Below are 13,192 nucleotides of genomic sequence, written 5' to 3' on the forward strand. Positions count from 1 at the left end.
GGGCTATCCCTAGCCCGTCCGGCGCTTGAGGACGAGGCCGTCCAGGCCGATCGGGGGTCTAGGGGCGAAGCTCCAGGAAGGCCCACCCAGGGGCGACGGAGTCGCCGGATTCGGGAAGGGGCGGGGTCGGGGAAGGGAGAACTAGCCCCGGTACAGCGCCTCGATCTCGTCCGCGTAGTCCTTCGCGACCACGTTGCGCTTCAGCTTCAGGGACGGGGTCAAGTGGCCCGACTCCTCCGTGAACTGGGAGGAGAGGATGCGGAACTTGCGGACCGACTCCGCCTTGGACACCGCCGCGTTGCCGTCGTCCACCGCCGCCTGGATCGCGGCGATCAGCTCCGCGTCGTCACGCAGGGACGCCGCCGTGGAGCCCGCGGGCTTCCCGTGCTCCTCGGCCCAGCGGCCCAGGAACTCGTCGTCGACCGTGACCAGCGCGCCCACGAAGGGGCGGCCGTCGCCGACGACCATGCACTCGGCGACGAGGGCGTGTGCACGGATGCGGTCCTCGATGACGGCGGGGGCGACGTTCTTGCCGCCCGCCGTCACGATGATCTCCTTCTTGCGGCCGGTGATGCGCAGATAGCCGTCCTCGTCGAGGGTGCCGATGTCGCCGGTGTGGAACCAGCCGTCGGCCAGGGCCTCTTCGGTCGCGCCCTCGTTGTTCCAGTACTCCTTGAACAGGTGCTCGCCGTGGAGCAGGACCTCGCCGTCGTCGGCGATGCGGACGACGGAGCCGGGCAGCGGCTGGCCGACGGTGCCGATCTTCGTACGGTCCCAGGGGTTGAACGCCGTGGCCGCGCAGGACTCGGTGAGGCCGTAGCCCTCCAGGACCGTGAAGCCGATGCCGCGGAAGAAGTGGCCGAGGCGCTCGCCGAGCGGGGCGCCGCCGGAGATCGCGTACTCGCCGCGGCCGCCGAGGACGGCGCGCAGCTTGCTGAAGACCAGCTTGTCGAAGACCTTGTGCTTGAGGCGGAGGCCGACGGACGGGCCCGCCGGGGTGTCCAGGGCGCGGCTGTACGCGATCGCCGTGTCCGCCGCCTTGTCGAAGATCTTGCCCTTGCCGTCGGCCTGCGCCTTGGCGCGCGCCGCGTTGTAGACCTTCTCGAAGACGCGCGGGACACCGAGGATCATCGTCGGCCGGAACGAGGCCAGTTCGTCCGTGAGGTGCTTGATGTCGGGTGCGTGGCCCAGCTTGATGGGCGCCATCAGCGCCGCCACCTCGACCAGGCGGCCGAAGACATGGGCGACCGGGAGGAAGAGGAGGACCGAGCACTCGCCCGTACGGAACAGGGGTTTGAGGCGCTCCACCACATTGCCGCACTCCGCGAAGAAGGCGCGGTGCGTGAGCACACAGCCCTTGGGGCGGCCCGTGGTGCCCGAGGTGTAGACGATGGTCGCCGGGTCGTCGGCGCCCGCGATGGCGCTGCGCTCCTCGACGGTCGCGTCCGGGACGTCCGCGCCCGTGCGGTTCAGCTCCTCGACGCCGCCGCGCTCGATCTCCCACACGTGCGCGAGCGCGGGCAGGCGGTCGCGCACCGACTCGACGGCGGCCGCGTGCGCGCCGGACTCCACGACGATGGCCACGGCGCCGGAGTCGCCCAGGATCCACTGGATCTGCTCGGCCGAACTCGTCTCGTACACCGGCACGGTGACCGCGCCCGCGCTCCAGATCGCGAAGTCGATCAGCGTCCACTCGTAGCGCGTGCGCGACATCAGGCCGACGCGGTCGCCCGGCCGCACCCCCGCGGCGATGAGGCCCTTGGCGGCGGCGCGCACCTCGGCGAGGAAGGCCGTGGCGGTGACGTCCTGCCAGGTGCCGTTCACCTTCCGGCCGATGACGGCGACATCCGGGTGCTGCGCGGCATTTCTGCGGACGATGTCGGTCAGATTGCCGTCCGCGGGGACCTCGTACAGGGCCGGAAGGCTGAACTCGCGCAAGACTGCTGCTCCTACATAGGGCGCCGGCGCCACGACGTTGTGCGATGCGACGGTGCGGTCCAAGATCGGGCAGGTGCTCAGGTGAGGGGGGCTCGAGCACTACTGGACTGCCCGGACGTTACCCATCGGTACGGGCTCTTCGATAGGGGGGCAGGGCCAGATGTTCAATGCGTCACACGTCGTTGTGGTCTGAATCGCACAGTACGCCACGCTCTTCCCGACTCGGAAGTAACCGCAGGTCCGGCGCTCTCGGCCGGGTTCAAGGGCGCTTTCGGGCGCCCCTTCCACGGTGTCGCGCGCCGACTTAGGGTGATCGGCATGCCAGGTTTCCGGGTTCATGTGGTCAGCGACGTGCACGGCAATGCCAGGGACCTCGCGCGCGCGGGCGACGGCGCCGACGCCCTGGTCTGCCTGGGAGACCTCGTCCTCTTCCTCGACTACGCGGACCACGCGCGCGGCATCTTCCCGGACCTCTTCGGCAAGGAGAACGCCGACCGCCTCGTCGAGCTGCGCACCGCCCGCCGCTTCGACGAGGCACGGGAGTTCGGCGCCCGGCTCTGGGCGGGCATCGACCGCGCCCCGGCCGTCGAGCGGGCGGTCCGCGGCCAGTACGCCGAGATGTTCGCGGCCTTCCCGACACCGACGTACGCGACGTACGGCAATGTCGACGTCCCGCACCTGTGGAAGGAGTACGCGGCCCCGGGCACCACCGTCCTCGACGGGGAGCGGGCCGAGATCGGCGGCCGGGTCTTCGGCTTCGTCGGCGGCGGACTGCGCACCCCCATGCGGACGCCCTACGAGATCAGCGACGAGGAGTACGCCGCCAAGATCGAGGCCATCGGCGACGTCGACGTGCTGTGCACCCACATACCGCCGGACGTCCCCGAGCTCCTCTACGACACCGTCGCGCGCCGCTTCGAGCGGGGCAGCCGGGCGCTGCTCGACGCGATCCGCAGGACCCGCCCCCGGTACGCGCTTTTCGGCCACGTCCACCAGCCCCTTGTGCGGCGCATGCGGATCGGGGCGACGGAGTGTGTGAACGTCGGTCATTTCGCGGGCTCGGGCAGGCCCTGGGCCCTGGAGTGGTGACGGCCCGCGCACCCATGCGCGGTAGCCTTCACGCTGCACACACAGCACCGCGTACCGGACCGCATCTGGAGGAGCCACGGCGATGGCGGAACACACCAGCTCGAGCATCACGATCGAGGCGGCACCGGCCGAGGTCATGGAAGTGATCTCCGACTTCGCGCGCTATCCGGACTGGACGGGCGAGGTGAAGCAGGCGGAGGTCCTGGCCACCGACGACCGGGGCCGTGCGCAGCAGGTCCGCCTCGTCATGGACGCGGGCGCGATCAAGGACGACCAGACCCTCGGCTACACCTGGACCGGGGACAACGAGGTCAGCTGGACCCTCGTCAAGTCCCAGATGCTGCGCTCCCTCGACGGGTCGTACCTCCTCAAGCCGGTGGGCTCGGGCACCGAGGTCACGTACTCGCTGACCGTCGACGTGAAGATCCCGATGCTCGGGATGATCAAGCGCAAGGCGGAGAAGGTCATCATCGACCGGGCGCTCGCGGGCCTGAAGAAGCGGGTGGAGACCCCCAAGGGCTGAGGCGCACCGCCCCGCGCGGGAGCCCGGCTCTCACGTACCGTTCAGCACCATGCGCACCCTTCTCGTCACCGGCCCCGGCGGTTCCGGGCGGACCACGGTCGCCGCAGCCGCCGCCCTCGCCGCCGCGCGCGGCGGATCCCGGACCCTGGTCCTGTCCGCCGACCGCACCGACACCCTCGGCGCCGTGCTCGGCGTGCCCGTCGGCGCGGCGGCGACCGAGGTGCGGCAGGGGCTCGCGGCGGTGCGCACGGCGCCCGACGAGACGTTCCGCGACGACCTGCTCGCCCTGCAGCGGCGGGCCGGCTCCGCCCTCGACCTGCTCGGCGCCGACCGGCTCGCCGACGACGAGCTCACGCCGCTGCCGGGCAGCGAGGAACTGGCCCTGCTGCGCGCCCTGCGCGACGCCGCCGAGGGCGCCCACGGGACGTACGACACCGTCGTCGTCGACCTGCCGCCGACCCCGCGCGCCCTCGCCGTGCTCGCCCTGCCCGAGCAGCTGCGCCGCTATCTGCGCCGCCTCCTGCCGCCCGAGCGCCAGGCCGCCCGCGCCCTGCGCCCCATGCTCGGCCGCCTCGCCGGGGTCCCGATGCCCGCCACCTGGCTGTACGAGACCGCGGAGCGCTGGGGCGGTGAACTGGCCGCCGTCCAGGGCGTGATCGAGAGCCCGGACACGACGGTGCGCCTGGTCGCCGAGCCCTCACCCGCGGGCAGCGACGCCGTCCGCCTCAGCCGCGCCGGGCTCGCCCTGCACGCCCTGCGCACCGACCCGCTCACCGCCAACCGGCTGCTCCCCGACGCCCCGTCCGACCCCTGGCTCGCCGGGCTCGGCGCGCAGCAGCAGAAGGCCCTCGGGGAGTGGGAGCAGGAGTACGGGCGGGTGGACCGGGTCCGTCACCTGGGCCGGGACCCGCGCGGCACCGACGACCTGGCCGCTCTCGGGGTGGCGGCGCCCGGACCCGCCCCGGCCGCGGCCGAGTGGCCCGTCGTCCAGGGCGAGCCGGGGAGCGAGGCCCCGTACGTGTGGCACATACCGCTGCCGGGCGCCGTCCGCGAGGAGCTCGGCCTGATCCGGCGCGGCGACGAACTCGTCGTCACCGTCGGCCCGCTGCGCCGGATCGTTCCGCTGCCGTCCGCGCTGCGCCGCTGCACCGTCGCCGGGGCCGGGCTGCGCGAGGGGGAGCTGCGGGTGCGGTTCGTGCCGGACCCCGCGCTGTGGCCGCGCACCCCTTGAACGCCGCTTTGAACGTCGCTGAACGCCGCTGAGCGCCGCGCACCCCGTGAACGCCGTACCGCCGTTCGGGTAACGTCGTGAGTACGCGAGCGAGCGTACGAACCAGCGAGCGTACGGATCAGCAAGCGTACGAACCAGTTGGCCTTCCGCAGGAGTCAGTCCGTCATGAGCGATGCCAGCGACGCCACCGACCGCGACCGCGAGGAGCCCGAGGCGCCCCGGGCCACCGACGCCGACGCCTGGGAGAAGGCGTGCGCGGAGGATCTCGCCGCGGAGCGGGCCCGCCGCCGTGCCCGGCACGGCCCGCCGCCCGGCTCCGCCGCCGAGGAGCTGCGCAAGCTCGTCGACGCGGTCGCCGACAAGTTCGACAAGTTCTCCGGGCTGCAGGCCCCGCTGTTCGGCGCGGTCGCGCAGGGCGCCGTCGAGCAGACCGTCAAGCAGGTGGTCAAGCAGGCGAAGGCCGCCGTCGAGCCCGTCATCGAGCGCAACCCCGACGTCTTTGATCACCTCGCGGCGGCCGGGTCCGAGCTGCTCGCCGCCTACCGCTCCGCGGTGGAGAAGCAGGAGGGCCGCTGGACCCGCCCGTCCGATCCCCCCGGCGCCCCTCGTGACGCCCACGACCCCGACGGCCGGCAGGCCCCCGGCGGCCCCGCCGACCGGCGTGACGAAGGGCCCGGAGCAGGCGAACACATCGACCTGGACTGACGACCCCTCGGGTACGGTGGGCCATAGCGGGGCTCGATCGAACTGAGGGATTCATGGGACTCACCATCGGCGTCGACATCGGCGGCACGAAGATCGCGGCCGGAGTGGTCGATGAGGACGGCAACATCCTCTCGACCTTCAAGGTGCCGACCCCTGGCACGTCCGAGGCCATCACGGACGCCATCGCCTCGGCGGTGGAAGGCGCACGCGCCGGGCACGAGATCGTCGGCGTGGGCATCGGTGCCGCCGGCTACGTCAACCGGCAGCGCTCCACGGTCTACTTCGCGCCCAACGTCGACTGGCGCCAGGAGCCGCTGAAGGAAGAGGTCGAGAAGCGCGTCAGCCTCCCGGTCGTCGTCGAGAACGACGCGAACGCGGCCGCGTGGGGCGAGTACAAGTTCGGCGGCGGCAAGGGCCACCGCAACGTCATCTGCATCACCCTCGGCACCGGCCTCGGCGGCGGCATCATCATCGGCAACAAGCTGCGCCGCGGGCACTTCGGCGTGGCCGCCGAGTTCGGCCACATCCGGATGGTGCCGGACGGCCTGCTGTGCGGCTGCGGCAGCCAGGGCTGCTGGGAGCAGTACGCCTCCGGCAGCGCCCTCGTGCGCTACGCCCGCCAGCGCGCCAACGCCACCCCCGAGCACGCCGAGTACCTGCTCTCGCTGGGCGACGGCACCCCCGAGGGCATCGAGGGCAAGCACATCTCCATGGCCGCCCGGCAGGGCGACGCCGTGGCCGTCGACTCCTACCGCGAGCTGGCCCGCTGGGCCGGTGCGGGCCTCGCCGACCTGGCCTCCCTCTTCGACCCGTCCGCGTTCATCGTCGGCGGCGGCCTCTCGGACGAGGGCGAGCTGGTCCTCGACCCGATCCGCAAGTCCTTCAAGCGCTGGCTCGTCGGCGGCAACTGGCGGCCCCAGGCCGAGGTCATCGCCGCCCAGCTGGGCAACAAGGCGGGCCTCGTCGGCGCCGCCGACCTGGCGCGGGAGCCCGACCCGGTGATGTGAGTCCGCGACCCCGCCCGTTCGGCCAGGCCCGCCGCGCCCCGTGAGGGAGCGGCGGGCCTTGTCGTATCTTGATCGCCATGTCTGTGGAGCCGTCTGTCGAGACACTGCCCAACTCCCGTACCGAGCCGGATGGTTCAGCGGTCGTCCGGGTGCTCAGCTACAACATCCGCTCGATGCGCGACGACGAGGCCGCCCTCGCCCGCGTCATCACCGCCTGCGCCCCCGACCTGGTCCTGATCCAGGAGGCCCCGCGCTTCTTCCGCTGGCGCAAGAAGCTGGCCCGGCTCGCGGCCGCCTCCGGCCAGGTGATCCTCTCCGGCGGCGGCACGGCGTCGGGGCCCGCGCTGCTGTGCTCGCTGCGGGCCACCGTGGAGCGCACCGAGGACGTGCTCCTGCCGCTCACGCCCGGACTGCACCGGCGCGGCTTCGCCACCGCGGTCGTACGGTTCGGGGGCGCCCGCCTCGGCGTCCTCAGCTGCCACTTGAGCCTGCAGTCCGACGAGCGGTACGACCAGGGCGGCATGCTCCTGGACCGGCTCGCCGGGATGGGCGTGGACCACGCGGTGGCGGGCGGCGACCTCAACGACCGCCCCGACGGCCGCACGTTCCGCAGGCTCGCGGGCAGCCTCCAGGACTGCTGGGCCACCAAGCCGTGGGGCGGCGAGTACACCTCGACCCCCGCCGACCCGCACCAGCGCATCGACGCCCTCTTCGCGACCTCGGGGGTCGAAGTCCTGGGCTGCGGTGTGCCGTTGGAGCTTCCCGGGGTGAGCGACGGGGATCTGAGGGCGGCCACGGATCATTTGCCGGTCCTTGCCGCGCTGCGGGTTCCTGCCGCGCCGGAGCACCGGCGGGACGTGCGGAGCCAGCGCAGGGCGAGGGCCGATTGAGGGCGAGGGTCAGGGCCGACGGAGGGCGAGGGTCGACGGAGAGCGAGGGTCAGGGCCGGGCGAGGGTCAGACGACCGCCCCGCGCCCCGGGTCGTCGTCCTCCTCGTCGTCCCCCTTCATCCGGATCACCAGCGTGGCGAAGCCGCCGAGGAAGCCGCCGATGCCGAGGGTGGTCAGCCACCACGTCATGTCCCAGCCGAGCAGCACGGCCAGGAGGATCAGGACGGGGCCGCCGATGACCGCGAGCCAGGCGAACTTGGCGGTGACGTCGGCCTCGGGCAGGGGCGGGTCCGGGGGGACGAAGTGGCCCTCGTCGTCCGCGTCGAAGTCGTCCTCGGTGGGCTCGGGGGCGGTGTAGTCGCGGGGGCCGCCGACGCCGGGGGCGAAGGAGACGGAGCTGCCCAGAGGGCTGCCGCCCGGGCCGGAGGAGTCCTTGGAGTCCTTGCTGTTCTTGGTCTCCTTGGTCCCTGCTTCGTCCTTGTCCCCGTCGGCCCCGTCGTTCCCGTCGTTCCCGTCGTTCGTCTCCGGCTCCAGGAGCGCCAGGTCCTCGACGGACTTGAAGGGCTTGGCGCCGGGCGGGTCCGCGGGCTCCTCGCCGTACCCGGCGACGATGGCCTGCCAGGCCGCCTCCTCGTCCAGGGGCGTGCCCTGGCCGGGGTACTTCTCCACGGGCGCTCCGCCGTCGTCCGGCTCGCGGCTCTCGTCGCGGTCCGCGCCGTGCTGCTCAGCCACCTGTGGCCGTCCCCTCTTTGGTCGTGCCCTCGTCGAGACTCGGGGCGAGCCGGGTGAGGAAGGCGTGGCTCTCCTCGTGGATCCGGTCCGCGTCGTGGTCCAACGTCGCGACGTGGTAGCTCTGTTCCAGGAGGATCTCCGTGACGTCCGTGGAGGAGACCCGGCTGAGGATGCGGGCCGCGTCGGCGGGCTTGACCACGTGGTCCTGCGGGCTGTGCAGGAGCAGCAACGGCTGGGTGACCTGGGGCAGTTCGGCATCCACGACGCCGCACAGCCGGCGCATCGAGTCCGCCGCATTCAGGGGGACGCGGTCGTAGCTGATCTCCTTGCTGTCCTCCTTGGCGATGTCGCTCCCGATGCCCTTCGTCGAGCGGATCAGGTGCCGGGCCAGCGGGAGCGTGGCGGCGGCCAGGCCGTGCAGCTTGTTGAGGGGGTTGACCAGGACGAGGCCGCTGATCGCGTCCCCGTGCTTCGCCGCGAGACGCAGGGAGAGCGCGCCGCCCATGGAGAGACCGAAGACGAAGACCTGGGAGCACCGCTCACGGAGCTCGGCGAGGGCGCGGTCCACCTCCGCGTACCAGTCCTGCCAGCCGGTGATGTTCATGTCCTCCCAGCGCGTGCCGTGGCCCGGCAGCAGGGGCAGGGAGACCGTGAGGCCGCGCTCGGCCAGGTACTCGGCCCAGGGGCGGAGCGAGTGCGGGGATCCGGTGAAGCCGTGACAGAGGAGGACGCCGACCTCTCCGCCCTCGTGGCGGTACGGCTCGGCTCCGGCGAGGACCGGCACCTTCGGTCTCCTTCGTGAGGTGAAGCGGGGAGGGGTACTTCACCGTACGCGACCGGACCGACACCGACCAGGGCCGTCGGCGAGCTCCCGCAGGGAGGGACGTGCCCGTACGGGTTAAGGTCTGATCCACAGACACAGGAGGAAGACGGTTGATCTACGGCGCAATGAAGGTGGCCATCGGAGGGCCCCTGAAGCTCGGCTTCAGGCCCTGGGTGGAGGGCCTCGAGAACATTCCCGCCGAGGGTCCCGCCATCCTGGCCAGCAACCACCTGTCCTTCTCCGACTCCTTCTTCCTGCCCGCGGTGCTCGACCGCAAGGTCACCTTCATCGCGAAGGCCGAGTACTTCACCACGCCCGGCGTGAAGGGCAAGCTGACGGCGGCCTTCTTCAAGGGCGTCGGCCAGCTCCCCGTGGACCGCTCGGGCTCGCGCGGTGCGGGGGAGGCGGCGATCAAGAGCGGCATCGAGGTCCTTGAGCGCGGCGAGCTCTTCGGCATCTACCCGGAGGGGACGCGCTCGCCCGACGGGCGGCTCTACCGGGGCAAGCCCGGCGGCCTCGCGCGCGTGGCGCTCGCGACGGGTGCGCCGGTGCTCCCCGTCGCGATGATCGACACCGAGAAGATCCAGCCGCCCGGCAAGGTCATGCCGAAGCTGATGCGGCCCGGCATCCGCATCGGCAAGCCGCTCGACTTCACCCGCTACCAGGGCATGGAGCACGACCGGTTCGTGCTGCGGGCGGTGACCGACGAGGTCATGTACGAAATCATGAAGCTCTCCGGCCAGGAGTACGTCGACATGTACGCGACCGCCGCCAAGCGGCAGATCGCGGAGGCGGCCAAGGCGGAGAAGGCCGCCAAGGAAGCCGAGAAGGCGGCAGAGAAAGAGGCCGAGAAGGCGGCGGACAAGGCGGCGGCAGAGAAGGCGGCGGCAGAGAAGGCCGCCGAGCAGGCCGGGGAGAAAGACGCCGCCAAGTAAGGACGTCGCCCGGCAAGGGCGGCGCCGGGCAGGCGGTCGGGAGCAGGCGGGGGCGTGGGGGACATGGCCAAGCGCGAGAGAGTCATGAGGATGTCGGTCGAGCAGCCGCTGTGGCGCGCGCTCACCGGCTACCGCGTCCTGACGATGCTGTACGCGATCGGGCTCTTCGTCTCCGCGTACGAGAAGTTCGCCCGCCCCTGGGTCGCCATCGGCTACTTCGTGGTGCTCGCGGGCTGGACCCTCGCCACGCTGCCCAAGGTCGCGAACGCGGCGAGCTGCACCAAGCGGTTCCTCGTCCTGGACCTGGCCGTCGCGCTGACCGGCATCCTGCTCACGCCTCTCGCCGACGCGCGCCAGCAGCTCGTCGGCGAAGGCCCGACGCTGCCCTCCATATGGACAGCGGGCGCCGTCCTCGCGTACGCGATCAAGGGCGGCTGGCGGTGGGCGGCCTGTGCGTCCGCGCTCGTCGGCGCCGCCAACATCGTGCAGCGCGGCGAGCTCACCCAGTCCACCGTGCACAACGTCCTGCTGGTCTGCATCGCCTCCATCGCCATCGGCTACGTCGTCGAGGTGGCCCGCGCCTCCGAGCGCACCCTCGCCCGTGCCCTGGAGATCGAGGCCGCCACCCGGGAGCGGGAGCGCCTGGCCCGGGACATCCACGACAGCGTCCTGCAGGTCCTCGCGATGGTGCAGCGGCGCGGCAGCGCCATCGGCGGCGAGGCGGCCGAGCTCGGCCGCCTCGCGGGCGAGCAGGAGGTCGCCCTGCGCACCCTCGTCGCCGGGGGCCTGGTGCCCGCGTCCCGGGCCTCGGAGGGCGCCGCAGAAGGTGCCGTGGTGCGCGCCGTCGAGGAGCCCGACGACGCGACGCCGTGCGATCTGCGCCCCCTGCTGGCCCCGCACGCCGGGTCGAAGGTGACGCTGTCCGAGCCGGGTGCGCCGGTCCTTCTCGCGCCCGCTGCCGGCAAGGAGCTGGCGGCCGCTGTCAGTGCCGCCCTGGACAATGTGCGCAAGCACGCCGGGGCGGCGGCGCACGCGTGGATCCTGGTCGAGGACGAGCCGGACGCGGTCATCGTCACGGTGCGGGACGACGGCCCGGGCATCCCCGAGGGCCGCCTCGCCCAGGCCGAGGGCGAGGGCCGCATGGGGGTGGCGCTCTCGATCCGGGGGCGGCTGCGGGACATCGGGGGCTCGGCCGAGCTGATCTCGGTGCCGGGCCAGGGGACCGAAGTGGAACTGAGAGTGCCGCGCGCGACGCACGGCACACGGGGGAAGGCAGGAAAGGCGAGATGAGCGAGCAGCAGCAGCCGGGCGCGGCGGCCGAGGAAGCCACCGGGCCCATCAAGGTCATGGTCGTCGACGACCACCCGATGTGGCGCGACGCGGTCGCCCGTGACCTCACCGAGGCGGGCCTGGACGTGGTGGCCACGGCGGGCGACGGCGAGCAGGCGGTCCGCCGCGCCCAGGCCGCCGCCCCGGACGTCCTCGTCCTGGACCTGAACCTCCCGCTGAAGCCCGGCGTCCAGGTCTGCAAGGAGCTCGTCGGCGCCAACCCCGCCCTGCGCGTCCTCGTCCTGTCGGCCAGCGGGGAGCATGCCGACGTCCTGGAGGCGGTCAAGTCCGGCGCCACCGGCTACCTGCTGAAGTCGGCGTCCACGGAGGAGCTGATCGACGCGGTGCGCCGCACGGCGGTGGGCGACGCGGTCTTCACCCCGGGCCTCGCGGGCCTGGTCCTCGGCGAGTACCGCCGCCTGGCCTCCGAGCCCGCCCCCGCCACCCCGGACGAGCCGAAGGCCCCGCAGCTCACCGAGCGCGAGACCGAGGTGCTCCGCCTCGTCGCCAAGGGCCTGAGCTACAAGCAGATAGCCGAGCGGCTGGTCATCTCGCACCGCACCGTGCAGAACCACGTCCAGAACACCCTGGGCAAGCTCCAGCTGCACAACAGGGTGGAGCTGGTGCGGTACGCGATCGAGCGCGGCCTCGACGACGAGTAGTCCCCGACGAGCAGTCCTCGACGAGCAGTCCTCGTACGACCCCTCGTTCGGGTGAACGCGCGTGATCAACTCCCCGACAATGCACCGGAATTGACCCTTCGTCCCATAACGAAGTGACCTGCATCACCATTAGCGTGACTCGCATCAGGTCACTGAGGCGAAGGGACATCTTCCATGCGGGTCGGAGTACTGACCGGAGGCGGCGACTGCCCCGGACTCAACGCCGTCATCCGGGGCATCGTCCGCAAGGGCGTGCAGGAGTACGCGTATGACTTCGTCGGCTTCCGGGACGGCTGGCGCGGTCCTCTGGAGGGCGACACCGTCCAGCTCGACATCCCCGCGGTGCGCGGCATCCTGCCCCGCGGCGGCACCATTCTCGGCTCCTCGCGCACCAACCCGTTCAAGGCGGAGAACGGGGTGCGGCGCATCAAGGAGAACCTCAAGAAGTACGAGGTGGACTCCCTCATCGCGATCGGCGGCGAGGACACTCTCGGCGTCGCCGCCCGTCTCACCGACGAGTACGGCGTGCCGGTCGTGGGCGTCCCCAAGACCATCGACAACGACCTCTCCGCCACCGACTACACCTTCGGCTTCGACACCGCCGTCGGCATCGCCACGGAGGCCATCGACCGCCTCCACACCACCGCCGAGTCCCACATGCGGGTCCTGGTCGTCGAGGTCATGGGCCGGCACGCGGGCTGGATCGCGCTGCACTCGGGCCTCGCGGGCGGCGCCAACGTCATCCTCATCCCCGAGCAGCGCTTCGACCTCGACCAGGTCTGCGCCTGGGTGACCTCGCGCTTCAAGGCGTCGTACGCCCCGATCGTCGTCGTCGCCGAGGGCGCCATGCCCAAGGACGGCGAGATGGTCCTCAAGGACGGCACGCAGGACTCCTTCGGGCACGTCCGGCTCTCCGGCGTGGGCGAGTGGCTGGCCAAGGAGATCGAGGGGCGCACCGGCAAGGAGGCCAGGACCACGGTGCTCGGGCACGTCCAGCGCGGCGGCACCCCCAGCGCCTTCGACCGCTGGCTGGCCACCCGCTTCGGGCTGCACGCGATCGACGCGGTGCGGGACGGCGACTTCGGCAAGATGGTCGCGCTGCGGGGCACCGACGTCGTGCGGGTGCCGATCGCGGAGGCCACGGCCAGGCTGAAGACGGTCGACCCGGCGCTGTACCAGGAGGTCGGGGTCTTCTTCGGCTGACCGCTCGGGAGCGGGGGGGGGGGGCGCCCCCCCCCGCCCCCCCCCCCCCCCCCCGGAGTGAGGCGGGTAGGCGGGGGGGGGGTTTTATAAAATGTTCCGGCCCGCGGGTACGGAGGGGGTGTTAT

At 72.2% G+C, this 13,192-nt stretch carries 13 protein-coding genes; 10 read left to right on the top strand and 3 right to left on the bottom strand.

The genetic code is table 11. The features are described from left to right. Positions 1-141 precede the first annotated feature (141 nt). Positions 142-1,938, bottom strand: coding sequence for an AMP-dependent synthetase/ligase (locus tag ACFWYM_RS26045; protein ID WP_384841910.1), 1,797 nt, complete (start codon positions 1,936-1,938; stop codon positions 142-144). A 318-nt stretch (positions 1,939-2,256) separates the two neighbouring features. On the opposite strand from ACFWYM_RS26045, the gene ACFWYM_RS26050 reads away from it, so the two are divergent. The 6 genes from ACFWYM_RS26050 to ACFWYM_RS26075 all read left to right on the top strand — a co-directional run bounded on the left by ACFWYM_RS26050 (position 2,257) and on the right by ACFWYM_RS26075 (position 7,383). After that, positions 2,257-3,027, top strand: coding sequence for a metallophosphoesterase (locus ACFWYM_RS26050; RefSeq protein WP_384841913.1), 771 nt, complete (start codon positions 2,257-2,259; stop codon positions 3,025-3,027). 82 nt (positions 3,028-3,109) lie between these two features. Next, positions 3,110-3,550: an SRPBCC family protein gene (locus tag ACFWYM_RS26055; protein ID WP_384841916.1), complete on the top strand. Its 441-nt coding sequence runs from the start codon at positions 3,110-3,112 to the stop codon at positions 3,548-3,550. Between the two features lie 49 nt (positions 3,551-3,599). Beyond that, positions 3,600-4,781: an ArsA family ATPase gene (locus ACFWYM_RS26060; protein ID WP_384841919.1), complete on the top strand. Its 1,182-nt coding sequence runs from the start codon at positions 3,600-3,602 to the stop codon at positions 4,779-4,781. 165 nt (positions 4,782-4,946) lie between these two features. Next, positions 4,947-5,486 carry a DUF5304 domain-containing protein gene (locus ACFWYM_RS26065; protein ID WP_384841921.1) on the top strand — a complete coding sequence of 180 codons (540 nt, stop codon included), beginning with the start codon at positions 4,947-4,949 and terminating at the stop codon, positions 5,484-5,486. Positions 5,487-5,539: 53 nt separating this feature from the next. Then, a complete protein-coding gene (locus ACFWYM_RS26070) occupies positions 5,540-6,493 on the top strand; it encodes an ROK family glucokinase (protein WP_384841924.1) in 954 nt (317 codons plus the stop codon). A gap of 77 nt (positions 6,494-6,570) precedes the next feature. Next, positions 6,571-7,383, top strand: a complete 813-nt coding sequence (locus ACFWYM_RS26075) for an endonuclease/exonuclease/phosphatase family protein (protein ID WP_384841927.1) — start codon at positions 6,571-6,573, stop codon at positions 7,381-7,383. 66 nt (positions 7,384-7,449) lie between these two features. Here the strand turns inward: ACFWYM_RS26075 and ACFWYM_RS26080 are convergent, their stop codons facing one another. Together ACFWYM_RS26080 and ACFWYM_RS26085 are read right to left on the bottom strand one after the other, a co-directional pair. Beyond that, positions 7,450-8,115: a hypothetical protein gene (locus ACFWYM_RS26080; RefSeq protein ID WP_384841930.1), complete on the bottom strand. Its 666-nt coding sequence runs from the start codon at positions 8,113-8,115 to the stop codon at positions 7,450-7,452. Further along, positions 8,108-8,899 (bottom strand): alpha/beta hydrolase, encoded by a 792-nt coding sequence (locus ACFWYM_RS26085; protein WP_384841933.1) that lies wholly within the window; start codon positions 8,897-8,899, stop codon positions 8,108-8,110. Before ACFWYM_RS26085 ends, ACFWYM_RS26080 begins: the two co-directional genes overlap by 8 nt. A 164-nt stretch (positions 8,900-9,063) precedes the next feature. On the opposite strand from ACFWYM_RS26085, the gene ACFWYM_RS26090 reads away from it, so the two are divergent. The 4 genes from ACFWYM_RS26090 to ACFWYM_RS26105 all read left to right on the top strand — a co-directional run bounded on the left by ACFWYM_RS26090 (position 9,064) and on the right by ACFWYM_RS26105 (position 13,067). Then, complete coding sequence (locus ACFWYM_RS26090) at positions 9,064-9,873, top strand: lysophospholipid acyltransferase family protein (protein WP_384842271.1); 810 nt, start codon at positions 9,064-9,066, stop codon at positions 9,871-9,873. A 63-nt stretch (positions 9,874-9,936) separates the two neighbouring features. Beyond that, complete coding sequence (gene macS, locus ACFWYM_RS26095; protein WP_384841937.1) at positions 9,937-11,163, top strand: MacS family sensor histidine kinase; 1,227 nt, start codon at positions 9,937-9,939, stop codon at positions 11,161-11,163. Beyond that, a complete protein-coding gene (locus tag ACFWYM_RS26100; RefSeq protein ID WP_384841940.1) occupies positions 11,160-11,864 on the top strand; it encodes a response regulator in 705 nt (234 codons plus the stop codon). Before macS ends, ACFWYM_RS26100 begins: the two co-directional genes overlap by 4 nt. A gap of 174 nt (positions 11,865-12,038) precedes the next feature. Next, positions 12,039-13,067, top strand: a complete 1,029-nt coding sequence (locus ACFWYM_RS26105) for a 6-phosphofructokinase (protein WP_384841943.1) — start codon at positions 12,039-12,041, stop codon at positions 13,065-13,067. Positions 13,068-13,192: the final 125 nt, after the last annotated feature.

The sequence above is a fragment of the Streptomyces sp. NPDC059009 genome (assembly GCF_042740175.1).
GTDB lineage: Bacteria > Actinomycetota > Actinomycetes > Streptomycetales > Streptomycetaceae > Streptomyces.

What these genes read in the sequence shown, in the direction of transcription:
- ACFWYM_RS26090 (WP_384842271.1), top strand. Translation starts at nt 9,064, where the DNA reads ATGAAGGTGGCCATCGGAGGGCCCCTGAAGCTCGGCTTCAGGCCCTGG.
- ACFWYM_RS26065 (WP_384841921.1), top strand. Translation starts at nt 4,947, where the DNA reads ATGAGCGATGCCAGCGACGCCACCGACCGCGACCGCGAGGAGCCCGAG.
- macS (WP_384841937.1), top strand. Translation starts at nt 9,937, where the DNA reads ATGGCCAAGCGCGAGAGAGTCATGAGGATGTCGGTCGAGCAGCCGCTG.
- ACFWYM_RS26105 (WP_384841943.1), top strand. Translation starts at nt 12,039, where the DNA reads ATGCGGGTCGGAGTACTGACCGGAGGCGGCGACTGCCCCGGACTCAAC.
- ACFWYM_RS26060 (WP_384841919.1), top strand. Translation starts at nt 3,600, where the DNA reads ATGCGCACCCTTCTCGTCACCGGCCCCGGCGGTTCCGGGCGGACCACG.
- ACFWYM_RS26075 (WP_384841927.1), top strand. Translation starts at nt 6,571, where the DNA reads ATGTCTGTGGAGCCGTCTGTCGAGACACTGCCCAACTCCCGTACCGAG.
- ACFWYM_RS26100 (WP_384841940.1), top strand. Translation starts at nt 11,160, where the DNA reads ATGAGCGAGCAGCAGCAGCCGGGCGCGGCGGCCGAGGAAGCCACCGGG.
- ACFWYM_RS26070 (WP_384841924.1), top strand. Translation starts at nt 5,540, where the DNA reads ATGGGACTCACCATCGGCGTCGACATCGGCGGCACGAAGATCGCGGCC.
- ACFWYM_RS26055 (WP_384841916.1), top strand. Translation starts at nt 3,110, where the DNA reads ATGGCGGAACACACCAGCTCGAGCATCACGATCGAGGCGGCACCGGCC.
- ACFWYM_RS26050 (WP_384841913.1), top strand. Translation starts at nt 2,257, where the DNA reads ATGCCAGGTTTCCGGGTTCATGTGGTCAGCGACGTGCACGGCAATGCC.